Origin of the sequence: Listeria sp. LM90SB2, assembly GCF_028867355.1 — a bacterium.
Taxonomy (GTDB): Bacteria; Bacillota; Bacilli; order Lactobacillales; family Listeriaceae; genus Listeria; species Listeria monocytogenes_B.
The window spans coordinates 1,126,879-1,150,931 of sequence record NZ_CP046449.1; the positions used below are offsets into that span (position 1 = coordinate 1,126,879).

Annotated in this window: 25 protein-coding genes; 24 read left to right on the plus strand and 1 reads right to left on the minus strand. The window is 34.2% G+C overall.

Annotation, left to right across the window (positions count from 1 at the left end; genetic code table 11):
- Positions 1–14: 14 nt before the first annotated feature.
- Together GL301_RS05540 and GL301_RS05545 are read left to right on the plus strand one after the other, a co-directional pair.
- Positions 15–2,339 carry a bifunctional glycosyltransferase/CDP-glycerol:glycerophosphate glycerophosphotransferase gene (locus GL301_RS05540; protein WP_048666892.1) on the plus strand — a complete coding sequence of 775 codons (2,325 nt, stop codon included), beginning with the start codon at positions 15–17 and terminating at the stop codon, positions 2,337–2,339.
- A complete protein-coding gene (locus GL301_RS05545; RefSeq protein ID WP_003724624.1) occupies positions 2,336–3,346 on the plus strand; it encodes a hypothetical protein in 1,011 nt (336 codons plus the stop codon). Before GL301_RS05540 ends, GL301_RS05545 begins: the two co-directional genes overlap by 4 nt.
- 48 nt (positions 3,347–3,394) lie before the next feature.
- On the opposite strand, the gene galU is transcribed toward GL301_RS05545, so the two are convergent.
- Positions 3,395–4,282 (minus strand): UTP--glucose-1-phosphate uridylyltransferase GalU, encoded by an 888-nt coding sequence (gene galU / locus GL301_RS05550; protein ID WP_003724625.1) that lies wholly within the window; start codon positions 4,280–4,282, stop codon positions 3,395–3,397.
- A 223-nt stretch (positions 4,283–4,505) separates the two neighbouring features.
- Between galU and GL301_RS05555 the strand changes: the two genes are divergently transcribed.
- From GL301_RS05555 to GL301_RS05660, 22 genes are all read left to right on the plus strand, one after another.
- Positions 4,506–5,219: an IspD/TarI family cytidylyltransferase gene (locus GL301_RS05555; RefSeq protein ID WP_003724626.1), complete on the plus strand. Its 714-nt coding sequence runs from the start codon at positions 4,506–4,508 to the stop codon at positions 5,217–5,219.
- The gene (locus tag GL301_RS05560; protein ID WP_003734749.1) at positions 5,212–6,237 is read left to right on the plus strand and encodes a ribitol-5-phosphate dehydrogenase; all 1,026 of its coding nucleotides are present in this window, start codon (positions 5,212–5,214) and stop codon (positions 6,235–6,237) included. Before GL301_RS05555 ends, GL301_RS05560 begins: the two co-directional genes overlap by 8 nt.
- Positions 6,238–6,379: 142 nt before the next feature.
- Complete coding sequence (locus GL301_RS05565; RefSeq protein WP_003724628.1) at positions 6,380–7,759, plus strand: glycosyltransferase family 2 protein; 1,380 nt, start codon at positions 6,380–6,382, stop codon at positions 7,757–7,759.
- Positions 7,759–8,913 (plus strand): CDP-glycerol glycerophosphotransferase family protein, encoded by a 1,155-nt coding sequence (locus GL301_RS05570; protein ID WP_003724629.1) that lies wholly within the window; start codon positions 7,759–7,761, stop codon positions 8,911–8,913. Before GL301_RS05565 ends, GL301_RS05570 begins: the two co-directional genes overlap by 1 nt.
- A gap of 12 nt (positions 8,914–8,925) precedes the next feature.
- The gene (locus GL301_RS05575; protein WP_003734750.1) at positions 8,926–10,077 is read left to right on the plus strand and encodes a CDP-glycerol glycerophosphotransferase family protein; all 1,152 of its coding nucleotides are present in this window, start codon (positions 8,926–8,928) and stop codon (positions 10,075–10,077) included.
- 64 nt (positions 10,078–10,141) lie between these two features.
- Positions 10,142–10,525: a glycerol-3-phosphate cytidylyltransferase gene (gene tagD / locus GL301_RS05580; RefSeq protein WP_003724631.1), complete on the plus strand. Its 384-nt coding sequence runs from the start codon at positions 10,142–10,144 to the stop codon at positions 10,523–10,525.
- Positions 10,526–10,642: 117 nt separating this feature from the next.
- Positions 10,643–12,133, plus strand: a complete 1,491-nt coding sequence (locus tag GL301_RS05585) for a nicotinate phosphoribosyltransferase (protein WP_003724632.1) — start codon at positions 10,643–10,645, stop codon at positions 12,131–12,133.
- An 11-nt stretch (positions 12,134–12,144) separates the two neighbouring features.
- Positions 12,145–12,969 (plus strand): ammonia-dependent NAD(+) synthetase, encoded by an 825-nt coding sequence (gene nadE / locus GL301_RS05590; protein WP_003727000.1) that lies wholly within the window; start codon positions 12,145–12,147, stop codon positions 12,967–12,969.
- 12 nt (positions 12,970–12,981) lie between these two features.
- Entirely contained in the window at positions 12,982–13,290 is a 309-nt protein-coding gene (locus GL301_RS05595; RefSeq protein WP_003724634.1) for a putative quinol monooxygenase, read from the plus strand.
- Between the two features lie 59 nt (positions 13,291–13,349).
- On the plus strand, positions 13,350–13,754 hold the full coding sequence (locus GL301_RS05600) for a PTS sugar transporter subunit IIB (protein ID WP_003724635.1): 405 nt from the start codon (positions 13,350–13,352) through the stop codon (positions 13,752–13,754).
- Between the two features lie 128 nt (positions 13,755–13,882).
- On the plus strand, positions 13,883–15,439 hold the full coding sequence (gene guaA, locus GL301_RS05605; protein ID WP_012681222.1) for a glutamine-hydrolyzing GMP synthase: 1,557 nt from the start codon (positions 13,883–13,885) through the stop codon (positions 15,437–15,439).
- Between the two features lie 290 nt (positions 15,440–15,729).
- The gene (locus GL301_RS05610; protein WP_003724648.1) at positions 15,730–16,086 is read left to right on the plus strand and encodes a VOC family protein; all 357 of its coding nucleotides are present in this window, start codon (positions 15,730–15,732) and stop codon (positions 16,084–16,086) included.
- Between the two features lie 542 nt (positions 16,087–16,628).
- The gene (gene llsA / locus GL301_RS05615) at positions 16,629–16,778 is read left to right on the plus strand and encodes a listeriolysin S (protein WP_071661762.1); all 150 of its coding nucleotides are present in this window, start codon (positions 16,629–16,631) and stop codon (positions 16,776–16,778) included.
- Between the two features lie 64 nt (positions 16,779–16,842).
- Positions 16,843–17,730 carry an ATP-binding cassette domain-containing protein gene (locus GL301_RS05620; protein ID WP_003724649.1) on the plus strand — a complete coding sequence of 296 codons (888 nt, stop codon included), beginning with the start codon at positions 16,843–16,845 and terminating at the stop codon, positions 17,728–17,730.
- Positions 17,730–18,479, plus strand: a complete 750-nt coding sequence (locus GL301_RS05625; protein ID WP_003730942.1) for an ABC transporter permease — start codon at positions 17,730–17,732, stop codon at positions 18,477–18,479. Before GL301_RS05620 ends, GL301_RS05625 begins: the two co-directional genes overlap by 1 nt.
- Positions 18,480–18,515: 36 nt before the next feature.
- Complete coding sequence (llsX, locus tag GL301_RS05630) at positions 18,516–18,836, plus strand: protein LlsX (RefSeq protein WP_038329664.1); 321 nt, start codon at positions 18,516–18,518, stop codon at positions 18,834–18,836.
- Complete coding sequence (gene llsB / locus GL301_RS05635; RefSeq protein ID WP_117383294.1) at positions 18,833–19,708, plus strand: listeriolysin S biosynthesis peptide dehydrogenase LlsB; 876 nt, start codon at positions 18,833–18,835, stop codon at positions 19,706–19,708. The genes llsX and llsB overlap by 4 nt, the downstream gene beginning before the upstream one ends.
- A gap of 7 nt (positions 19,709–19,715) precedes the next feature.
- Positions 19,716–20,633 carry a listeriolysin S biosynthesis cyclodehydratase LlsY gene (gene llsY / locus GL301_RS05640; RefSeq protein ID WP_010958846.1) on the plus strand — a complete coding sequence of 306 codons (918 nt, stop codon included), beginning with the start codon at positions 19,716–19,718 and terminating at the stop codon, positions 20,631–20,633.
- Entirely contained in the window at positions 20,626–21,939 is a 1,314-nt protein-coding gene (gene llsD, locus GL301_RS05645) for a listeriolysin S biosynthesis protein LlsD (protein ID WP_070298292.1), read from the plus strand. The genes llsY and llsD overlap by 8 nt, the downstream gene beginning before the upstream one ends.
- A gap of 121 nt (positions 21,940–22,060) precedes the next feature.
- Positions 22,061–22,519, plus strand: a complete 459-nt coding sequence (locus GL301_RS05650) for a CPBP family intramembrane glutamic endopeptidase (protein WP_223168235.1) — start codon at positions 22,061–22,063, stop codon at positions 22,517–22,519.
- Positions 22,520–22,763: 244 nt separating this feature from the next.
- Positions 22,764–23,537: a helix-turn-helix domain-containing protein gene (locus GL301_RS05655; protein ID WP_003724656.1), complete on the plus strand. Its 774-nt coding sequence runs from the start codon at positions 22,764–22,766 to the stop codon at positions 23,535–23,537.
- A gap of 64 nt (positions 23,538–23,601) precedes the next feature.
- Positions 23,602–23,958 (plus strand): VOC family protein, encoded by a 357-nt coding sequence (locus GL301_RS05660; protein WP_003724657.1) that lies wholly within the window; start codon positions 23,602–23,604, stop codon positions 23,956–23,958.
- Positions 23,959–24,053 lie beyond the last annotated feature (95 nt).

Consider the following 24,053-nt stretch of genomic DNA (forward strand, 5'->3'; position numbering starts at 1 on the left):
GGGAGAGTCTATAAATGAACAGTGATTCAAATAATAACATCAATAAGAATCGAGAAGCGGGAATAAGTATTATTATTCCATTATATAATGTGGAGGAAGTAATCCTGGAAACGCTCGAAAGCATCCATGAGCAAACATTTGACATGTACGAAGTTTTATTAATTGACGATGGTTCAACGGATAAAACAATAGAAATGGTGACAGAATATATATCAGATAAGCCAAAATTTCAGTTGCATACTCAACCAAATGGTGGACCAGCTTCGGCTAGGAATTATGGGTTGCGTCTTGCGAATAGAATGTATATTTGCTTTGTGGACAGTGATGATATTATTCCGAACTATACACTTCAACTAATGTATGACGGTGCAATATCCACTGGTTCAAAATTGATTACAGGTGCAACGAAACGCTTTAATTCAGAAGGTGAATGGTTCATTCCGATGCATATCCAATATAATATTGCCAAGCCAGGAATGAAAACACTACTGAAAAATCCCGAGCTATTTTATTCGATAGGTCCTTGTGCGAAACTCTATCATCATTCTTTGATAGATGGTGTGTTTTTCCCTGAAAATATTCGTTACGGTGAAGATCAACCATTTGTTTTGCATGCTTTACTTCAAGCAGAAAATATCTATACTGTAGAAAAAGTAGTTTATTATTACCGCTTACGTGATGGTGAATCGCAATCATTAACGCAATCTGTAAATAAAGATCCAATTCGTATTTTAAAATCTGTTTTTCAAATATTTGACTACGGGGAAGCAGAGTTACTCAAAAATAATACGGAATATGAAATAGCTTTAAAATATTATCAACGAGTATCTAGTGTTGAGCTTTGGGGCGCTTTAAGGGCGGCTATTGAAAGTAAGAAAAGTGAAAACCAACAAATTGCTTTTACGATGACATTAGACTGGTTAAAAACCAAATCAGATGACTTCCTAAATATAATTCCTTCCTTTAGATATTTCTTGTTGTTCAGTAGTATCGAACGTGTTCGCTATATTACAAGAGACAATAAAGAAAACTATCGCCAACTAATTACGTATTTGTGGGAGAGACAAGGGGAAGAAGCAAAAATTGCATTTAGAAAAGCATATCCTATCCATATGAAAGCTGCTTTACAAATTATGGAACATAATAATTGGGGAGCCGCTCGTAAAATCTCCTTTAAATTTATTATCCGTCGTAAATTTAAGGCGCCTATTCTAATTCGGAAAATAAGCAGAGGCATTATATTTAGACTAGCTACTTTGATGCCACGCAAAAAAGACCAAGTTATTTTAGCTACAGAACGTAGTACAAGCTTAGAAGGAAATTTATTAGCCATTTATGATTACCTGTTTTATAATGATATGCCACAAAAAGTCTATGTGTTTTTACGGAAAAATCGTAATTGGTTTGAAATGTTCCAATTGTATTATGCATTAGGGCGAACTAAAACAATTGTATTAGATGATTATTACAACAAAATTTATGGTTTGAAATTTAATAAAAAGACACATGTGGTACAATCATGGCATGCGACAGGGGCTTTCAAAAAGTTTGGCTTTAGTGCGCTTGAAGGTACAGATGCTAATACAGAAGAATTTGAGACACGTGCTCATTCGCCTTACACAGATGTTCTTGTTAGTTCAGAAGGCATAATTCCTGAATATATGGAAGCTTTTAGAAAACAAGCTAATCAAATTAAACCTATTGGTGTGCCTAGAACAGATGTGTTTTTTGATCAAGAATATGTGGCATATACAAAAGAAAAATATATGAAAATGTATCCGCAACTTCGCGACAAAAAAGTGTTGCTGTATGCGCCAACTTTCCGCGGTGGGCCAAATGAACGCTTTAATTATAGCGTTGTACTTGATATTGCTGCTTTGAAAAAAGAACTTGGTGATACACATATTTTAATTTTAAAATTCCACCCTGTTATTAAGAACGTTTCATTTAATGTGGATGAAAATGATCCATTTATTTTAGACTTGACGTTGAATAACGATATTAATGATTTAATGTTATTTAGTGATGCGCTTATTACAGATTATTCTTCGGTTATTTTTGAATTTAGTTTAATGAATAAGCCAATTTATTTCTTTGCATATGATATTGATGATTATTTGGATGAACGCGGATTTTATTTCGATTACAAAGCAACTATTCCTGGTGAAGTTTTCAAAGATACGCCGTCGCTCATTGAGTCGATTAAAACGGGAAAATATAATTACGACGAACTGGAAGTCTTTAAAAAGAAATTTGTTGGAAGCTTAGATGGTAATTCAACGAAGCGTTTTGTAGAGACCTATATTGTTCAAGCAAATGAGGAAGTGAAAGATTTATGAGTATTGTAGTGGAACAACTCGTTATGAAAGATACTGGTGAGAGATGGGGAAGTCCTTATCTGTTAGAGCAACTAAAGATAAATCTTGCTAATACATCAGCAGATTTTGTTATTGTTTGTTCGAAAAGCGATCAAAATATTCTTTCGCAAATACAAGACTATCTCGCTCGTTTCGCTGATAATATGGTCGGTGCTGATATCCATTTATTTAATCAAAACCCTCTTTTTGTACAACATTTACGAAAATTGCCAAATGAAGATAGTTATGAAATGACGGATACACTCCAATTTTTAGAGGAAACGATTCCGAATCCAACTAGCACTTATTTGGAACGTGATCCACATATGTTGCTTGAAGAAGTGGGGCAATATATTTTGTATAATGTTGCTTTTTTGAAAGCGTACTTTGAAAAGGCAGAGATTACGCATGAATTAATTAATATTTTTCATAAAGCCAATATGGTTTGGAAACATAGTGTTTTGGAAGAAACGAAGAAAAACGAAGAGAAAATGAAAGTTCCAGATAATTACTTGATCAATGATATGGTTGATTGTTGGTCGTATTATCGAAATTTGGAAAACAAGTATACTTCTTTAAGTTTAGAGTTACTTGATTTTGACAAAAATTTATTTAACTATTTGATTCGAACCAAACTAGGTCCAATTTTTCAAAAGAAATTAATGGCGGAAGATTTAACAGAGGCAGTTGATGCAATTGATGCGCTTACTGTTTTTCTTGAAACGAATAATAAACGCCTTGTGAGTGAACTTATTTCGTTAGGTTACTTTTATATACAAGTTCCAGTGAAAGAGTATTCTCATTGGGAGAAAAATAAACAATTTGGAACGGCTTATTTGAAATTCTTAAAAGTTCTTTTCGATAAAATGCATTATCAAACGAAACAATATTATTTAAGTTATTATCGCCGTGCGACAAATGCAGTGTATAAAGCAGTTGGTTTAAATTCTTTAAATCCTATTGCCAAAAGTTACAAGCTGTACTTTTAAATGCATGTAAAAAAGAGATGACAAAATTTTCATTTGTCATCTCTTTTTTTATTTTTTATCTTTTTTATGAATTTGGTTATATAAGTCGTTAATCAGATCTTTCACATCATCTTTGATTTCAGGATGCTTCAAAGCGAATTGCATTGTTGTTTGGATAAAGCCGAATTTATCGCCAACATCAAAACGCTGTCCTTCAAAGTCATAAGCAAATACACGTTGTACTTCATTTAGACTATTGATTGCATCGGTTAGTTGAATTTCGCCTCCTGCACCTGGTTTTTGCGTTTCTAAGAAGTCGAAAATTTGTGGTGTTAATAAGTAACGGCCAAGGATAGCTAAATCAGACGGTGCATTAGCAGGATCTGGTTTTTCCACAAAACCTTTCACATTATATAAATTCTTATCATATTCATTAATTGGATCAATAATACCATAACGATATGTCTCTTCGTGAGGGACAGTTTGGACTCCAATGACGGAACTATGCGTCTTTTCATATTGATTCATTAATTGTTTGGAACAAGGGATTTTGGATTCAACAATATCATCACCTAACATAACGATAAATGGTTCATTACCCACAAAGCCTTTTGCTTGAAGGATGGCATCACCAAGTCCTTTTGGTTTCGCTTGACGAATAAAGTGCAAATTAATGTTAGTAGTTTGTTCTACTAAATGTAGTAATTCAAGTTTATTTTTTTCCCGTAGATTGTTTTCAAGTTCAGGAACGGAATCAAAATGGTCTTCGATAGCACGTTTACCTTTACCGGTTACAATTAAAATATCTTCTATGCCAGATGCTACTGCTTCTTCTACTATGTATTGAATAGTTGGTTTATCCACAATTGGTAAGATTTCTTTAGGCATTGCTTTTGTTGCTGGTAAAAAGCGCGTGCCTAGACCAGCAGCTGGAATTACAGCTTTTTTTACTCTCATATTTAATAATCTCCTTCTAATCTATATTCATATAGTCCCACTTAATTATACATAGGGGGCTTTGGGTTTACAAGTTTTTAATGGTTTAGGTTATAAAATGATGCGTTTTTACAAGGTGTTTAATTAAAATACTTCTTAGCGCAGATAGAAGCTAGTTTGTTATACAAGTTTTATGTTATAATGTAACATGTCAATATAAAAAACAGTTAAAGGAGATTAGAGGATGATATACGCTCAAATTTTAGCTGGAGGAAAAGGTACGCGGATGGGTAACGTTAGCATGCCAAAACAATTTCTACCTCTAAATGGTAAACCAATTATTGTTCATACCGTTGAAAAATTTATTCTAAATACTCGATTTGATAAAATTCTTATTTCCTCACCAAAAGAATGGATGAACCACGCTGAGGATAATATTAAAAAGTATATTTCTGATGATCGTATTGTAGTCATTGAAGGCGGAGAAGACCGCAATGAAACAATTATGAATGGTATTCGTTTTGTGGAAAAAACATATGGCTTAACAGATGATGATATTATCGTGACGCATGATGCTGTTCGTCCATTTTTAACACATCGTATTATTGAAGAAAATATAGATGCTGCACTTGAAACAGGAGCAGTAGATACTGTTATTGAAGCACTTGATACAATCGTTGAATCAAGCAATCATGAGGTGATTACAGATATTCCGGTCAGAGATCACATGTATCAAGGACAAACACCGCAAAGCTTCAATATGAAAAAAGTATTCAATCACTACCAAAATCTAACACCAGAGAAAAAACAAATTCTAACAGATGCATGTAAAATTTGTTTGCTTGCTGGCGATGATGTGAAATTAGTTAAAGGTGAAATTTTCAACATTAAGATTACGACGCCTTATGATTTGAAAGTAGCGAATGCGATTATTCAGGAGCGGATAGCCAATGATTAATCAAGTATACAGACTTGTGTCAGAGAGACAGTTTGAAGTTGCCAATGTGGACGAATCATTAACAGGTGATGTGGTTGTTGTTCGACCGACTCATTTATCTATTTGTGCGGCAGATCAACGTTACTATACAGGTTCTAGAGGGAAAGAAATGTTATCTAAAAAACTTCCAATGGCGCTTATTCATGAAGGTGTTGGGGAAGTTGTTTATGATGCAACGAAAGAATTTAAACCAGGTACAAAAGTTGTCATGGTTCCAAATACACCATTTGAGAATGATCCAGTCATTGCTGAGAACTATTTACGTTCGAGTAAATTCCGTTCTAGTGGTTATGATGGTTTAATGCAGGATTATGTGTTCATGCGTCGTGATCGTGTGGTGGCACTGCCGGATGATATTAACATGAAAGTAGCTGCTTTCTCAGAACTGATTTCCGTGGCAGTTCACGCTATTTTACGCTTTGAAGGTAAAAGTAATGCTAACCGGGAATCTTTCGGTGTGTGGGGTGATGGGAACTTAGGTTTTATCACTTCTTTACTACTAAAAAATTGGTACCCTGATAGCAAAGTTTACATTTTTGGGAAAACACCATATAAATTAGACTTCTTTTCTTTTGTGGATGGTGCTTATGCAATTGATGATGTTCCGGCTGATTTAGTTATTGATCAAGCATTCGAATGTGCTGGAGGAATGGGTAGTCAGTATGCGGTGAGTCAAATTATTGATGTCATTAAACCAGAAGGAACCATTTCCTTACTTGGTGTTTCGGAGTATCCGATTGAATTTAATTCACGTATGGTACTTGAAAAAGGACTAACCGTTTATGGAAGTAGTCGTAGCGGTCGTGTTGATTTTGAGAAAACAGTGGAGTTCTTATCAACCAATAAACGTGGGGTAGAATATCTGCAAAATCTTGTTGGGGAAGTTCATACAGTTCATTCCATTCAAGATGTAATCGAAGCGTTTGAAGCTGATTTACGCAGTCCATGGGGCAAGAGCGTTATGGAGTGGAAGATATAATAAAACATTGGGGAGTTTAGGCTGTATGCTAATGAATTTGTTTGCTAAAGTATTTTAGGAAGCAAGAAAATCGAATGTAAGTATTCGATGGTCATTTGCTAAATCCTTAACTTCCCAGCTTTTATATGGAGAGGGAAAAAGAATGAAATTTGCTATTATAATGCCTTTTTACAATGCCGAAAAAAGGTTAGCACTATCCATAGATAGTATAATTAAGCAGTCTTACAGCTTTTTGAAGCATGTGGAAGTACTGCTTATTAATGATGGAAGCACGGATGGAAGTGGCGCTATCGCAAATCGTTACGCTACAAAATATCCTAACAATATTCGCGTGTTGACCGTTCCAAATGGTGGACCGGCAAAAGCGCGTAATATCGGAATACATAATGTAAGTGAAGATACTGATTTTGTTGGTTTTTTAGACGCCGATGATATAATGTCAGAGAATATGTTAGCGAGTATAGTTACATTTCTAAATGAGTCTAACGTTTCTATGCTTGTGCCAGCTTTTTATTACTTAGATGATTTTGGAAGTAAGAAAAAAATTTCACCACATAAATTAAATTACCGTTTTGCGAATGGAAATCGAGTTGCTGATATTGAAAAAGAACCGGAAGCAATTCATTTTTATATTGGCGGTACTTTTTTACGTTATGATTGTTTGAAAGAATTTACTTTTGATGAGTCGCTTTATTTTGCGGAGGATCAGTTATTAATTACCCAGTTCTTACTGAAATATCGGAGCTATGGCTTGATTGCGGATGCGGGGTATTATTACTATCGTGATCTAAAGCAAAAAGGTTCTTTAGTAAGTTCGTCTTGGAAAAAACCAGAACGATACACGCCTTTTTTGCAGAAAGTATATCAAACCTATTTAACTGACTCGAAAGAAATATATGGCAAAGTGATTCCCTATGTGAAGTATCTAATTGCGTACCATGCAAAATTGTTTTTTTATAAAGAAAATACTTATTTCCGGGAAGTTTTAAGCGAGTCGGAGCAAGCGATTTTCGTGCAAGAATTACAAAAGATTTTGCAGGAAGTCGGAGCAAGTACGATTATGGAATTAGACACACCTCTCGTAGTAAAAGAAATGATGTGCTCGATTTTGCAAAATGGATGGCCGCTGCAATTTGAAACGGCTGAAAAACAAGATATTCCACTTGTGACAGTAAAAGAAAATTATCGTATCGGCAAAACAGTCGCGATTGAATTACTTCTAGAAGAAGCGGATATTCATGACGTGAAATGGGTTGCTCGCACGTCTTTTAAAGAAATGCCAGCTCGGTTAGTCAAACGAAAAGAGAATCAAACTATTTGGGATGTCGTTGTCAGAGAAAAAGGCACAGTAGAAAAAGCTGTATTTAAATTAAAACCGTATCAAACGAAAGCGCGTCTTTTTTATCAAGATGAGGAAAAGGATACGCCTATCGCCGACATAAATATCATAAGTAGCATCTTAGGGAAATTAAAACGAAATCGAGCGTTAAAGCGAAAGTTTAAACAGGGGGGAGTATCCTGATGAAGTTAGTACAAAAAGTGTATTATTTGTTGTTTAGATTAGTGGGATTTTTACCGCGAAAAAAAGATTTAGTGATATTTGAAAGCTTTTCAGGTAAGCAATATAGCTGTAATCCACGGGCTATTTATGAATATATGGAGGAGCATAATCCGGAATACGAATTATTATGGAGTGTTAATCCAAAATTCGTGGCTGTTTTTGAAGCTTACGGAGTTCCTTATGTTAAACGTTTTTCTATTAGCTGGTTATTTAAAATGGGGCTTGCTAAGTATTGGATTTCTAATAGTAGACTTCCTTTAGAACTACCAAAACCGAAAAAAACAATCTATGTGCAAACTTGGCATGGAACACCCTTAAAAAAATTAGGCGTGGATATTGATGAAGTGCACATTCCAGGGCAAACAACGGAACAGTACAAAGCTGATTTTGTAAAAGAAGCACAGAAATGGGACTACTTAATTTCTCCTAATGCTTATTCTAGTGCTATTTTTAGACGGGCATTTGGTTTTACTGGAGAGATGATTGAGTCGGGATATCCGCGGAATGATATTTTATTTAGTACCGATAAAGAGCTGAAAATAGCTAATATTAAAAAAGAGCTAAATATCCCAGAAGAGAAAAAAGTTGTTTTATATGCGCCAACATGGCGTGATAATGATTTTTATGAAGCTGGAAGATATAAATTTGATTTAAAAATCGATATCGCAAAAATGCAAGAAAAATTGGGGAATGAGATTGTTTTACTTGTTCGCATGCATTATTTAGTTGCGGAACATTTTGATTTCACGCAATATGGTGATTTTGTCCGCGATGCTTCAAACCATGAAGATATACGCGATTTATACTTAGTGAGTGATTTGTTGATTACTGATTATTCCTCTGTATTTTTTGATTATGCGAATTTACAGCGTCCTATGCTTTTTTATACGTATGATTTGGCGGAATATCGTGATACGTTACGTGGCTTTTACTTTGATTTTGAAAAAAATGCTCCTGGTCCGCTTGTGGAAACGAATGAAGAATTAATGAGTGAACTTGAAAAAATGCTTGAAAATCCACCTAAAATAGAAGACAGCTTTTTGGAGCAGTTTTGTACTTGGGAAGATGGTCATGCAGCAGAGAAAACAGTGAAAATCGTTTTTGCTGAAAAATAGGTGGTGGGAATTTTGAAAGAAGTAGCAATTTATATTTATATGCTTGCTGTTAAGATAACTGGCTGTTTGGCGAGGATTTTTCCAGTTAAACAAAAAGTGGTACTGTTAGTTAGCTTTCCGGAAAATTCCACTGCAATTATAAAGCAAATGAACGAAATGAAAGTTACGCCAAAAACGGTTGTTTTCTATGATCCAAGAGTGGATGTGACCGGTTTTAATTTTGATTTTATCCAATTAAAGCCAAAAAAAATCAAGCACTTTATCTCGTTAATGTTCCATCTGAATACGGCAAAAGTTGTCATTACGGATAATTATTTCGTGGAATTAGCTGGATTAAAAGAACGTAAAAATGTGACGTGCATTCAAATTTGGCATGCGAATGGGGCATTGAAAAAATTCGGCTGGGAAGATAAAGCAGCGCAAAAAAGAAGCGCGCGCGATAAAAAAAGATTTCAAGAAGTGTACAGATGTTTTTCAAAAGTGCTCGTCGGATCGGATGAAATGGCAGCAATTTTCCAAAGGTCGTTTTTACTAGAAGATTCGCATATGTTGAAGCTAGGAATTCCGAGAACGGACAATTTCTTCAACCAACAACAATTGAAAGAAAATGCCGAAAGGACAAATACCAAATTACATCTTTCCAATAAAAAGAAATTATTATATGCGCCGACGTTCCGCGATGAGGAACTTCATAGTACTACGCTTCATTTAGATATCGCGAAGATGAAACAAGCACTCGGAAATGAGTACCAATTAATTTTAAAATTACATCCATCTATTAGTAATGATTTAGATGAAGTAGTGGATGATTTTGTTGTCTATGCGGATAAAGAAACGCCAATCGAGACGATACTACCAGCCGTAGATATATTGATTACTGATTATTCATCTATTCCATTTGAATTTGCTTTATTAGAAAAACCAATGATCTTTTTCACGTATGATTTAGAGGAATATGATAAGGCTAGAGGTTTGTCGGATGGCTTTTTAGCAACGATTCCGGGGCCATTCGTTCATACAACAGAGGAACTAATACAACTAATTGAGCAAGAAGCATTCGATTTAGAAATGGTTCGTGCTTTTGCGGCGAAATGGAATAAATATTCAGACGGGCATTCTAGTGAGCGCTTCGTTTCCTTTTTGAAAGAACAGCTAGAAAAGTAGCACTGCTAACAAGTAGAGAAATTTTTGTTTTCTTGATATACTACTAAAGAAAGTAGGTGGGCTGATGAAGAAAGTAATTACATATGGCACATTTGATTTGATTCACTGGGGGCATATTCGTTTATTAGAACGAGCAAAAGCTTTAGGTGATTACCTTATTGTAGCCATTTCAACCGATGAATTTAATCGAATCAAACACAAAGAAGCATACCATAACTTTGAACATCGCAAATTAATTTTAGAGGCGATTAGATATGTCGACGAAGTGATTCCGGAAAGTAACTGGGAACAAAAATTAGAAGATGTTAAAAATCGTGATATTGATATTTTTGTGATGGGTGATGATTGGGAAGGCGAGTTTGACTTCTTAAAACCTTATTGTGAAGTCGTTTATTTACCACGAACAGACGGTATTTCTACTTCTAAGATTAAAGATGATTTAAAATAGTCGTAGCACAAAACAGGCAGACCAGTAATGTTCAATTATTAGGTGGTGGGCTTGTTTTGTGCTATTATTATGTATAAATAATAACGCAAAGAACTAGTTATGATAGGAGCAGAAGAAATGACAAATTTATTTCAAGATGATAGTCTAACGCTGCATACAGACTTATATCAACTAAATATGATGAAAGCGTATTTTGACGATGGACTTCATGAGCGTAGATCGGTATTTGAAGTGTTTTTCCGAGATATGCCATTTGATTCGGGTTTTGTTGTGTTTGCGGGGCTAGAACGAATTATTCATTATATGCAAAATTTACGTTTTACAGAAACGGATATTGCTTATTTACACGACGAACTTGGTTTTGAAGGACCTTTTCTAGAATATTTACGTAATTTTAAATTTAAAGGAAATATTCTTGCTGCGAAAGAAGGGGAATTTGTTTTTAAAACAGAGCCAATCCTTCAAGTAGAAGCAAGCTTGGCGGAAGCACAATTAATTGAAACAGCTTTGCTTAATATTGTGAATTTCCAAACGCTGATTGCAACAAAAGCGGCGCGAATCCGTTCTGTTATTGATGACGAAACGTTTGCAGAATTCGGTACAAGACGTGCACAAGAAATGGATGCGGCTATTTGGGGCACACGAGCGGCTTACATCGGCGGTTGTGATTCGACGAGTAATGTTCGCGCTGGAAAAATTTTCGGTATTCCTGTGTCTGGTACGATGGCACATGCGATGGTTCAAGCTTATCGCGACGAACTAGAAGCATTTAGAAGTTACGCAAAAACGCATTTTGATTCGATTTTCTTAGTAGATACATACGATACGCTAAAATCTGGCGTACCAAATGCGATTAAAGTGGCGAAAGAAATGGGCGATAAAATTAACTTTATCGGCATTCGTTTAGATAGCGGGGATATGGCTTTCTTATCTAAAAAAGCACGCCAAATGTTAGATGAGGCTGGTTTTACAGAAGCAAAAATCTTTGCTTCGAGTGACTTAGACGAACATACTATTTTATCGTTAAAAGCGCAAAAAGCAAAAATCGATTCTTGGGGCGTTGGCACAAAACTAATCACCGCTTACGACCAACCAGCATTAGGTGCCGTTTACAAAATGGCGGCAATTGCTGATGAAAATGATATTTTACAAGATTCGATTAAACTTTCGAGTAACACCGAAAAAGTGTCGACTCCTGGTAAAAAGAAAGTTTACCGGATTATTACGAATGAAGATGGCTTGAAAGCGGAAGGCGATTATATTGCTTTAGCGGACGAATCACTCGAAAATGTGGATAAACTAACGATGTTCCACCCAGTTCATACGTATATTATGAAAACAGTCGAGAACTTCACCGCGCGTGAGCTACTTGTACCGATTTTCCAAAACGGAGAACTTGTATATGATATGCCTTCACTAGATGAAATTAAAGCATATAAAGAAGAGAACTTGGCGCTACTTTGGGACGAGTACAAACGAACAGTTCGTCCGGAGCAATACCCAGTTGATTTAAGTGTAAAATGTTGGAAAAATAAGATGCGTAATATCGAAAAGGTACGTAAAAGTGTCCAGCTTCATTCACCAGTTGAACTAGATATGCCGTTTTAGGAGGAATTATAATGGAAATCAGAGAAAGAATTTTAGCAGATATGCAAGTGGCAGAAACGATTGATGCACACGAAGAAATCCGAAAAAGTGTCGAGTTTTTAAAAGCATATTTAAAAAAGAATACGTTCTTAAAAAGCTTTGTTCTTGGGATTTCTGGGGGACAAGATTCGACTTTAACAGGAAAACTAGCACAGATGGCGATAAGCGAAATGCGAGCAGAAACGGGTGACGATGAGTACCAATTCTTCGCTGTGAGCTTGCCATACGGAACGCAACTAGATGAATCGGACCGTCAAGATGCACTGAACTTTATGGAACCAGATAATCGTTTAACCGTAAATATTAAAGCTTCAGTGGATGCGAGTGTTGCGGCGCTTGCGGAAGCGGGAGTGGAACTATCTGATTTCGCTAAAGGTAACGAAAAAGCGCGCGAACGGATGAAAGTACAATACGCAATTGCAGCGATGCATAAAGGCGTAGTAGTTGGAACCGATCACTCCGCAGAAGCAGTTACTGGCTTTTATACGAAATACGGCGACGGTGGAACGGATATTAATCCACTATTCCGCTTGAATAAAAGACAAGGCAAGGCGCTTCTTAAAGAGCTTGGCTGCCCAGAACATCTATATTTGAAAAAACCGACAGCAGATTTAGAAGATAATAAACCGGCACTTCCTGATGAGGTCGCGCTTGGTGTGACTTATGACCAAATTGACGATTACTTGGAAGGTAAGGAAGTTCCAGCAGATGCTGCAGCAAAAATTGAGAACTGGTTTATTAAAACCGAACATAAACGCCATATGGCAATTACTATATTTGACGATTTCTGGAAATAGGAGGCTGTTTAAATGAAAGTTGGTTATGGTTTATTAACTGCATTTTATACACATCCAGGAGAAAAAGATAATTTAGTGAAAATTTTGCTTGAAGCGGCTGAAGGATTGGATGATTACAACACGTGTATTCAGTATATTGTCAGCGAATCTGAAACCGAGCCAGACACGGTGTTTGTTTCTGAAATTTGGGTCGACAAAGGGCATCATGCAGCATCACTTGATAACCCAGCTGTACAAGAAACCATTGCACGCGCAAAACCGATGATAAAAGAAATAAAACAAATACAAGAATTAGACATACTCGGTGGAAAAGGCATATAATTTTAACAACAAGAATGATTCTGGGGCTCTCCTGGAATCATTTTTTGGAGGGATGAGAAATGAAAACGTTGATGATTGTTTGTGCTGGTGGTGCGACGTCGAGTTTAATGGCGCAAAATGTCGTGAAAAGCGCGACGTCAGAAGGAATGGACGCTGTTCTACTATTTCCAGATGATGTGAAATATAAAGATAGTTTTCGTGAAAAATACAGCGAGCGGGATTTGGTTGTCGTGATGGGACCAGTCGGCGCAATTACAGCTGGGAAATTCCGTGATTATAAAGAACAGGTTGACGCGGTTTTAGTAGCACCACAAGTGAAATATATGTACAAAACAGTGGAGGAAGTATTAGGCGAACTAAGTATTCCTTGCGCTAATATTGATTCACTCGATTTCGGTCGGATGCGTGGAGATAAGATTCTCACGCAAGGTCTAGCCTTAATGGATGCGAAAAATTCCAAATAAGGTGTTGCAACTTTAGAGGGGAAACGTTAAAATGAAAGAAGATGAAAAGGACAAGTGATTTGTCCTTTTCTTATATTATTGTGAAGTAACCGCGATTTTGCGGTTTCATTTTATAGATAAGGGTGGTTTTGTTTAAAATTATGAAAGACTTTACCGAGCAAGAGAAAATTATCGTTCTAGATTTTGGTAGTCAGTACAATCAACTAATTACGCGCCGCATTCGTGAGTTCGGTGTGTATAGTGAATTACATCCGCATACTATTACAGTTGAAGAAATGAAAGCACTAAATCCAACGGGGATTATTTTTTCAGGAGGACCTAACAGTGTGTATGACGAAGATGCCTTCCGCGCTGACGAAAGAATCTTTGACATGGGAATTCCGATTTTGGGAATTTGTTACGGCATGCAATTAATGACAACGCACTTCGGTGGCAAAGTAGAACGTGCGAAAGACCGCGAATACGGGAAAGCGGACATTCACGTTGAGAAGCCAAACCGTTTATTTGCTGGACTACCAACCGATCAAGTTGTTTGGATGAGTCACGGCGATTTAGTCGTTGAGGAGCCTGCTGGTTTTGAAGTAACAATTACTAGTAAATCTTGCCCAATTGCAGGTATTGCGGACGAAGAACGTTCACTTTACGGCGTGCAATTCCACCCAGAAGTACGTCACTCAGTTTACGGCAACGAATTACTGAAGAATTTTGCATTAAATGTTTGTGGCTGTAAAGGCGACTGGACAATGGAGAACTTTAGTGAAGTAGAAATTGCTAAAATCCAAGAAATCGTAGGCGACAAAAAAGTCTTGCTTGCCCTTTCTGGCGGCGTAGATTCCTCTGTTGTTGGTGTGTTAATTCATAAAGCAATCGGCGACCAACTAACTTGTATTTTCGTAGACCATGGCCTTCTTCGCAAAGGGGAAGCTGACCAAGTAATGGCAACATTACAAGGCGAATTCAACATGAACATCATCAAAGTAGATGCGAAAAAACGCTTCATGGACAAACTTGCTGGCGTTTCTGACCCAGAGCAAAAACGTAAAATCATCGGTAACGAATTCATTTACGTATTCGACGATGAAGCTAACAAACTAGACGGCGTAGAATTCCTAGCTCAAGGAACACTTTACACAGACATCATCGAAAGTGGTACAGCAACTGCCCAAACAATCAAGTCTCACCACAATGTAGGCGGCTTACCAGAAGATATGCAATTTAAACTAATCGAACCATTAAATACACTTTTCAAAGATGAAGTTCGCGCACTAGGAACAGAACTTGGCATGCCTGACGCAATCGTTTGGCGCCAACCATTCCCAGGCCCAGGCTTAGGAATCCGCGTTCTTGGCGAAATTACGGAAGAGAAATTAGAGATTGTCCGCGATTCTGATTACATCTTGCGTGAAGAAATCAAAAACGCAGGTCTAGAACGCGAAATCTGGCAATACTTTACTGCTCTTCCAAATATCCGTAGCGTTGGTGTTATGGGTGATGGCAGAACATATGACCATACTGTGGTTGTTCGTGCGGTGACGAGTATTGATGGTATGACAGCCGATTGGGCACGTATTCCGTGGGATGTACTGGAGAAAATTTCGGTACGGATTGTGAATGAAGTGGATCACGTGAATCGTGTTGTTTATGATATTACGAGTAAACCACCAGCTACGGTTGAGTGGGAGTAAAAAGCTAACATAATAAGAATAGGAATATCAATAAATCAACGTTTTTCAACTTATGAAATGCTTGATTTTCATTAAAAATGATATGGTTTCCTGCCACAAATCCCTGTCAAGATGATGCTTGACGGGGATTTATTTTTTTGAGCTAAATTATTTAATAATCCATAAATCCTGCCAATATTAGCTATTTGGGAAAACTTTAACCTCCTGTTTAAAGAACACAATCTAGAACAATATTGTTTAAATATGAAATGCTAAAATAATTGTAGGCTAATGAAAAGGAGGAAAAAGTTATGACTTTAAATGCAAAGAGTATCACTATAGGGCTGCCAGTAAGTGATTTGGAGAAATCTGCAAGCTGGTATGAAAAACTGCTTATGAGTGATGAAAAACTAGTACCGGTTGAAGGGGTTATTGAATATCAAATTGGTTCGGTTTGGATTCAACTTTTTGAAGAAAAAATCAATGCTTCTAAGAACGTTTTGTGCTTAGAGGCAGAAAATCTAGAAGTAGAATTTGAACGTTTAAAAACACTTGGGATAATAACTAACGAGGTGATAGAAGAGCTATCAGGTATCCTTCGATATTTTGACTTCACTGATCCAGATGGTAATAAGTTATCATTCTATTGGTTATACGAACAAGAATAGACTTAAACAGCATTATATGATGAGCGTAACGCTAAAACGACGGATAATTGATTCGTCGTTTTTTGATGCTTAAGTGGAGTGAAATATAAGTTAGAGATTATTTTTCGATTAGGTGTACTTTTTTTTTGTCTTCGTTTTATAGATTTTAGTATTTTTTTAATCTTGTATTATTAATGATAGTTATCTATAGCTTATATGCAGATTATGGAGTTGTATTAGTAAAAAAGCCCTGAAGCCTCAGCATTATTGAGTTTCTAGGGCTTTTTTATGTCGAGTGATAACCGTTTTTTATTATCGTACTATTTTTGTGGATAATATTTTGTCCAATTATACATATATACTTTTGGAGATATTTAAACCAATTTTGCATATTATCAAACGGAGGGATATATTTTTTATAAAAATAATTAAAAAAATTATTTAATTTTCTGAAATAAACAAAGAATTTATTTATTTTGATAATTATATTGAAAACGATTTCACAATGTGATAGGATGAACTAAGGGATAATTTATTCCAAAAAATAAAAAGGAGGCATTTGAATGAATATTAAATCACAATCATCAAATGGCTACAGTAATAATGCTGTAGGCTCTGAAGCAATGAACTATGCAGCTGGATGTTGCTCATGTTCTTGTTCAACTTGCACATGTACATGTACATGCGCATCATCTGCTGCAACCAAAATGTAAATTTTAGAATGAAAAAGGGATACATTTGTGTCCCTTTTCAATAAGTTATGAGGTGCATGTGCATATGAATAATATTTTGGAAACGAAAAATTTGAAAGTTACAATAAATAATAAAGTAATTCTATATTTAGATAAAGAAGTTTGTATTTCAGAAAAAGACAAAGTTGCCATTCTAGGAGACAATGGAGCTGGGAAAACCACGTTAGTAAATAGTATTCTTGGTGAAAAGAACTCTTCTGGAGAAATTACCAAAAAGTTTAAAAAAAATGACTGTGGTGTAGTGTTTCAAGAAAATGCATATAATGATTTGATGAAAGTTTATGAATTGATTACTTTAGTTCTGCCACATCTAAAGAAAAAAGAGAGAGCGCAGTTTTTACACAAATATGAACTTGAAAGTTTGAGAAAAAAGTACATTAAAGACTTATCTGGTGGAGAAAAACAACGACTAACACTATGTTTAGTACTAGAAAGTCATAAGAAATTATATATCTTTGATGAGTTAACTTCAGGATTAGATTATAAGAAGAGACTAGGTTTACTTGCTTTGATGAAAGAAAAAACTAAGGACGCGACGGTGATAAATATAACGCATTACTTTGAGGAAGTTGAAAACTGGGCAACGAAAGTTTTGATTCTTCAAAAAGGAATTTTACTTTTTTGGGGAACAATATCAGAATTTTTCTCTAATTTTCCTCATTATTCTGTTATTAAAGTAGATCAAATCGAACTAACAAAGATAGATGAAACAGATATGACTTTTATGCAAAGCACAGATACAGGTGACGGGATAGCAGTTATTTGTTCGGATTTGCAAATTCAGGAAGAGACAAAGAAAATTTTGGATAAAAAAAACGTCACATACAACACAATAAAACAAAATATATATACAACTTATTTAGTTGCATATTTGCGCGGAACATCAAGCAGTGAACAGGAGGTACTGATATAATGAGTTATTTATGGACAAGTATTAAAATGCAATTTAGAATTCCAGTATCTGTGTTTTTCTCATTATTATTTCCACTAATCATGATGTTCGCTATGGTTACTTCTTATGGAAACTTTGATATTGGTGAAGGTTATCATTTTGTAGATAAATATTTTTTGATTAGTACAGGGATGGGCATGTTACCAATAGCATTAATCAGTTTTCCAATCTGGCTTGGTGAAAGTGTTCAAAATAAAAGCTATAAAAGATTAGAATATTTTGGATTGAGTGCACAGAAAATAATTGTTTCAGATGTATGTTCTTATATTTTGCTAACAGCCTTAAGTATTTTTGTCAATATACTGTTTGGCTACTTGGTATATGGACTACATATCCCAGACTGGCAATATTTTATTGCTTATGTTTTGCAATGTCTGTATTGTAATCTAGTGCTTTTGATTTTTGGTGCCTTGCTTGCTTTAATTATTAAAAATCCCCGGATATTGATGCCAGTAGGAATGTGTTTATTATTTATGTTTTATATTTTTACAGGAACATTTTCATCTTTTTCGGAACTTCCTAAATCATTTCAAGCAGTTGGTAATTTTTTACCTATGAAATATATAATGAATGATTTATTTAATGTTTGGACACAAAATAAATTGTTCATCTCTAAGTTTTTAGCTTTAAACACGTTATATGGAATCATCTTATCATTCGCACTAGTTGCTTTTTTGTTGAGGCAAAAGAAAATAAAAATTAAACCATAATTTATTATACTCAAGGTATAGAAAGGATTGTTTGTAATCTATGAAAAAAAATTTAGTAATCCCACGTTTAGAATTATTGCATCAATTGTTCTAGGGATTTTGATAGGTGTTCTTATTTGCTTTGTGGCTATTGGTTTAGGTTACATTCACATGAATGATGGCACATTAAAAGAGTATAGTGTGAAAATTTTCGGACTAACTATTTTTGATATTAAAAGAGTTGGTAGTGAGATGGTGGGAACACCTAATAACACTAGCATGATGTTTATAGGGGTTATTATTTCTATGATACTAGCTATTGTTGTAGAAATTATTGTTTCGTTAAAAAACAGACATAGAAAGGAAACAGCAAAATGATCGACTATGAGAAAAAAGGCTTTTTTAACATCCACACATTGGTAAATAAAGATAATGCTAATATTTCTAATAGTGATAATAAACATATTTATTCCCAGCTGATGTCTGGTAATGGCAATTCACCAATGCTAGGTTATTTATTAAATATGAATAAACAAAACTTGAATGACTTCAAAAGTATCATGTTTTATAATGAATCTAATCTAGCTTCTTTAATTAACGAGGCAAGAGAAATGGAAGAATTAATAGATAGCTCAACTCTTTTTTTAAGTAAAACAAATAAAAAAATTAAAACCCATTTTTCTAAAGTGCTTGAGCAAAGACATAGTACAAGAAATTTTGTATACGAAACCATTGATTTATCAACATTCTCAAATATCATACAGTTTTCTTTTGGCCTTAGTACAAGAAAGTTGGTTTATAACGACTTACAATCAACCACCAGGCATTATTCTTCTGGGGGCGGTTTATATCCAATTGATGTTTTTTTGTATATAAATAATATTTCTGGAATTGCCAAGGGTATATATAAATATCAGCCATACACGCATAGCTTGCATCCTCTAGATGTAGATAAAATTGATGTAGAGTCGTTTTTCGTAGGTGATAATATTGACACTTCTAATATGAATTTTTGTGTTTTCTTTGGATACTCTATTAATAAAAACTATGTGAAATATGGAGAACTATCTTTACTGAATACGTTTGTGGAACTAGGAGGAATATCACACAACTTTGATTTAGTTTGTCATTCGGTTCACTATACAAGTTGTCCTATTGCAGGTTTTAACAAGTCGTACATAGAGAAGCTTTTATATTTAGATGGGATAAATGATCACATTATATTTACAAATATTTGTGGAAAGGAATGATATTTTTATGAAAAATTTTGATATTAGAATAGGAACGCAGACAATTGACAATGATACGGAATTCATTTTAAAAAGAGGGGTTATTCATAAGAATGAGATCGTTATCAATAAAGAGGAAAGTTCAAAAGAATTTGTTTCAACATTTAAAGAATTGGTCAAGAAAAAAACTATTACTATATCTTCAGAAGATGCAATCTACAATGATTTTGAAACACTTACAAAATTTGGCTTTTTAACAATTTCTAAAAACCAAACCTTAAAACCTCTCTTGATAGTTGAAGATGCTTTGTTTGATGACGTGAAGAGCTATTTCCAGGAAGAAATTGAGATTTTATCATCCTCTGAATTTCTTTTAAAAAAAGATATTCGGTTACTTACTGAGAACAAAGATATATTGCAACTTACTAAACTAGTAGATGAAAAAAAGGAATTAATGAAAAATTATAATTATATTTATTTAATCACAAACATTTCCAATATTTCCTTATTACGTGGATTTAACAAGTTAATGAAAGAGACTAACAGTGTTAATACCATCGCATTTTTTGATAATGAAAATGTATTTGTTACTTGTATAGAACATGGAGAAACTGGCTGCTATGAGTGTTTAGAGCGGCAACTACTCTCTCATTTTGATGGTGTTGTTACGGATTATTTAGTACAGTCAGAAAATAATGTTTCCACAGCTGAATTGATGTTTGTTCTTTCAATCATAAAAAAAGAAATCGAAAATACCTCTATTTATGGTCAATCTTCTCTGTTAGGCAATCTTCTCCACTTTAATTTTAATAACTACGAGTATACGTTTAATACAAATAGAATCCAAAGTTGTTGTTCTACCTGTGCTACTTTCAATAATATATTATTTGAAGAGCAAAACATTCGGTCAGTGAATATACTAAAGGAGCTGATGAGTAGTGATTAGCATACAAAATAATTTGGAATATAACAAGTTACGTTGGGAAACTTTGAGTGGAAATGTAACAGGAATATGGGAGAATAATAAGTTCTTTCTAGGCTCTAGTTCTTACCCTATTATGAAGTATCATTACATTACAGCTAATTTTGTTAATTTTGAAAAACATATTTCTGAAAATATGCCTAAAATAAGTTACCATTTAAGTGGATATGGTGTTAATTTTAATGAAGCGCTTGTTAGTTTTATTGGTGAAAGCGCAGAGAGATATACATATTCCTTACTACCTACTATTATTAAGGACAGGATTATTTTTAGATCATATGAAGAAATGACAAAAGAATATAAAACTGACTTAATATGTGAACTTAAATACATAAATTCGTATTACTCTTCTGAAGTATGCGAAAATTATGTTACTCCAAATGATACTATTCAATGGATAGCAATGAATTCTCTTGTTCATTCTGATAAAAAAGTATGGATGCCTTTGCAATTTGTTACTATGTATACAGAAGAAATGTTTTCTAATGAAAAAAGATATGTAACTAGCGCTGTATCAACAGGCACTGCTTGTCATGAAACTGTAGAAAAAAGTATAGAAAATGCCCTAATTGAATATCTTCAAATTGATTCCTTTAATTTATGGTGGTATGGAGGGTTTCGTGCGAGAGATATAGAAATAGATATCACTCGAAATATATCAAGCTGGTTCGACAATCAAGTAGCTGTGAAAAAATTTTTATCAAAGTTTAATGTACATTTTTCAGATATAAGTTTTGATAAATCAATTTATATTGTGCTATGCGAAATAGAGGCAAAAAATTCAAGTGATGCCTTTCCTAAATATACTGTTGGCGTTCAAGGCGGATATTCACTAGATAAATCAATATATCGTGAATTTATGGAATGTCTAACTGTACTAGAATATAATATGAATGTCACTTGGACAGATAAAGAGAAATTTCTTTCAGTCACACAGGAAACACGTGTTATAGATAATTTGGATGATAATGTTATTTATTATTCAAAGTATGGAAAACCAGAATTGCAATATAATACTAATCAATTAAAGAATGATACGGAAAAAGTTACAAATCTGAAGGCACTTTTAGAAAAGTTGCCCACAATTAGTCAGTATGCTGCATTCTTACCTATCACACCTTCAGAGTTTAGATATATGAATTGTGAAATAAGCAGGGTGATTCTTCCAGAATTGTTATCCATTCATCTTCCTTCATATCCGCCTTACTACCATGTAAGATATGAAGAAATTGGAGGTGTGGTAAATAATATTCCACATCCAATTGCATAACATCTTTTTTTTAATCACATTATTTCCAGGTATGCTTCTTTTATTGACGAAATGGATTCCAGTTCTATCTAGAAAGAGTACTTTTTTTCAATATTTACTTTGTTTATTCTTGATCACAATTATGAATAGTTTGTTTTTCCGTCAACAGTTTGTGGTAGTTTTATCGCTGATATGTATTTTATTCTTACCATTTATTCTGTTTTTTGTAGAATATATATTTGTTGAGAGACAATGGAAAAAGTTGCTTACTATTTATAAAAAAAATAAAATTATTATCCAATCTATTGTATGGTTTCCTGTTTTAGAAGAAATAATTTTCCGTTTTTTTATTTATCAATACTGTGAGTTATTTGATTTCAGTAATATCCAGTATATATTACTAGCCACCTTTTCATTCGTGATTGCACATATTTTTTATCAAGGAGTGTCTTCAATTGTCAAAATACTATTTTCTTTTATATTAAGTATATTATTTTTATTAACACTAAATATATTTTTGACAATAATAATTCACTGTATTTTCAACTTTTTAGTTTATATAGTTCGTACTAGTAAATATGAGAACCACCGTAATTGGTAAGCTGACAGTATTATATTAATTTAGCTGTTAAAGTATGGAAATACCAATAAATCAACGTTTTTCAACTTATGAAATGCTTGGTTCTCATTAAAAATGATATATTTCCCTACCACAAATCCCTGTCAAAATGATGCTTGACAGGGATTTGTTCTTTTTGAGGGCTTACATTTTAATACTAATTTGTAATATAATTTATTTATTAATATGATTTTTAGAAAAACTGCTCTAAAAAGGAGGGGGAACGATGAAAACGAAGATGCCTGAAATGCTTTCTTTCATTTCAGAAGAAGCTGTTAGTAGAAAAATGACAAGTGAGGAAATTGCTGCTCATTTTGGTTATGATAAACATCACTTTAGTCGAAAATTTAAAGAAATTAATGGATTCAGTGTGGTTGAATTCCTTTCTAGTTTAAAAGTGGAAAAGGCGATTATTGAACTTAATGAAGAAAAGCGTATTCTCGACCTACAAGAACATTCAGGTTTTGAAAGTAGTGGTAGTTTCACGAATACTTTTAAAAAATATACAGGTAGTTCTCCTAGAAAATACAAAACGGAAATGAATGATATTTTTTATGATATGAAACGTTTTGAAAATGATAATAAGGATAAGTCGATAGCGCATTTTCAAGAAAAGAATGATTCTTTTTGTACGGTAACTATTGATGTACCTGATGAATTTGAGAAGGGTATCATATTTATTGGACTTTTCCGTACTCTTATACCGAATCATATGCCTATATCGGGATTAGCTACTAAAAATTTAATAGGAAATCAATTGAAAAATATTCCAAGTGGAGACTATTATTTATTAGCTTGTGCGATAAGCCAGTCTAATAACATTCTATCTTATTTTAACTTAAGTAATAGTTTGAGAGGGAAAGAAGATGAAAAGCTATCTTTTCCTAAATGTTCTGGCAAGCATTACGCGATTAAGCTGAGAGAACCAATACCAGAAGATCCGCCAATATTAGCTAATGTGGGAAAAATTTTAATCTCCTGTTTGAAGAACACAATCTAGAACAATATTGTTTGACTATGAAATGTTAAAATAATTGCAGGCTAATGAAAAGGAGAGATAAGATATGGCTTTAAATGCAAAGAGTATCACTATAGGACTACCAGTAAGTGATTTGGAGAAATCTGCTAGTTGGTATGAAAAACTATTTATGAGTGATGAAAAATTAACACCAGTTGAAGGCGTTGTTGAATATCAAATTGGTTCAGTTTGGATTCAACTTTTTGAAGAAAAAATAAATGTTTCAGAAAACGTTTTACGCATAGGGGTAGAAGATTTAGATGTGGAATTTGAACGTTTAAAAAAACTTGGAGTAATAACTGACGAGGTGATAGAAGATGCACCTGGTATTATTCGATATTTTGTCTTCTCTGATCCAGATGGTAATAAGTTGTCATTCTATTGGTTGTATGATCAGGAATAGATTTGAACAGGATTATAGGATGGATGTAACGCTTAAACGACGGATGTATGATTCGTCGTTTTTTGATGTTAGAAATAATGCTTAAGTGGGGTAAG

Bases quoted from the DNA above. Each gene is read 5' to 3' on its own strand.
- galU (WP_003724625.1), bottom strand. From the start codon at position 4,282: ATGAGAGTAAAAAAAGCTGTAATTCCAGCTGCTGGTCTAGGCACGCGC.
- GL301_RS05595 (WP_003724634.1), top strand. From the start codon at position 12,982: ATGAAAGTTGGTTATGGTTTATTAACTGCATTTTATACACATCCAGGA.
- GL301_RS05570 (WP_003724629.1), top strand. From the start codon at position 7,759: ATGAAGTTAGTACAAAAAGTGTATTATTTGTTGTTTAGATTAGTGGGA.
- GL301_RS05545 (WP_003724624.1), top strand. From the start codon at position 2,336: ATGAGTATTGTAGTGGAACAACTCGTTATGAAAGATACTGGTGAGAGA.
- GL301_RS05655 (WP_003724656.1), top strand. From the start codon at position 22,764: ATGAAAACGAAGATGCCTGAAATGCTTTCTTTCATTTCAGAAGAAGCT.
- GL301_RS05585 (WP_003724632.1), top strand. From the start codon at position 10,643: ATGACAAATTTATTTCAAGATGATAGTCTAACGCTGCATACAGACTTA.
- llsY (WP_010958846.1), top strand. From the start codon at position 19,716: ATGAAAAATTTTGATATTAGAATAGGAACGCAGACAATTGACAATGAT.
- tagD (WP_003724631.1), top strand. From the start codon at position 10,142: ATGAAGAAAGTAATTACATATGGCACATTTGATTTGATTCACTGGGGG.
- GL301_RS05650 (WP_223168235.1), top strand. From the start codon at position 22,061: ATGAATAGTTTGTTTTTCCGTCAACAGTTTGTGGTAGTTTTATCGCTG.
- llsA (WP_071661762.1), top strand. From the start codon at position 16,629: ATGAATATTAAATCACAATCATCAAATGGCTACAGTAATAATGCTGTA.
- GL301_RS05625 (WP_003730942.1), top strand. From the start codon at position 17,730: ATGAGTTATTTATGGACAAGTATTAAAATGCAATTTAGAATTCCAGTA.
- GL301_RS05560 (WP_003734749.1), top strand. From the start codon at position 5,212: ATGATTAATCAAGTATACAGACTTGTGTCAGAGAGACAGTTTGAAGTT.
- nadE (WP_003727000.1), top strand. From the start codon at position 12,145: ATGGAAATCAGAGAAAGAATTTTAGCAGATATGCAAGTGGCAGAAACG.
- GL301_RS05610 (WP_003724648.1), top strand. From the start codon at position 15,730: ATGACTTTAAATGCAAAGAGTATCACTATAGGGCTGCCAGTAAGTGAT.
- GL301_RS05660 (WP_003724657.1), top strand. From the start codon at position 23,602: ATGGCTTTAAATGCAAAGAGTATCACTATAGGACTACCAGTAAGTGAT.
- GL301_RS05620 (WP_003724649.1), top strand. From the start codon at position 16,843: ATGAATAATATTTTGGAAACGAAAAATTTGAAAGTTACAATAAATAAT.
- GL301_RS05600 (WP_003724635.1), top strand. From the start codon at position 13,350: ATGAAAACGTTGATGATTGTTTGTGCTGGTGGTGCGACGTCGAGTTTA.
- GL301_RS05540 (WP_048666892.1), top strand. From the start codon at position 15: ATGAACAGTGATTCAAATAATAACATCAATAAGAATCGAGAAGCGGGA.
- GL301_RS05555 (WP_003724626.1), top strand. From the start codon at position 4,506: ATGATATACGCTCAAATTTTAGCTGGAGGAAAAGGTACGCGGATGGGT.
- llsB (WP_117383294.1), top strand. From the start codon at position 18,833: ATGATCGACTATGAGAAAAAAGGCTTTTTTAACATCCACACATTGGTA.
- GL301_RS05565 (WP_003724628.1), top strand. From the start codon at position 6,380: ATGAAATTTGCTATTATAATGCCTTTTTACAATGCCGAAAAAAGGTTA.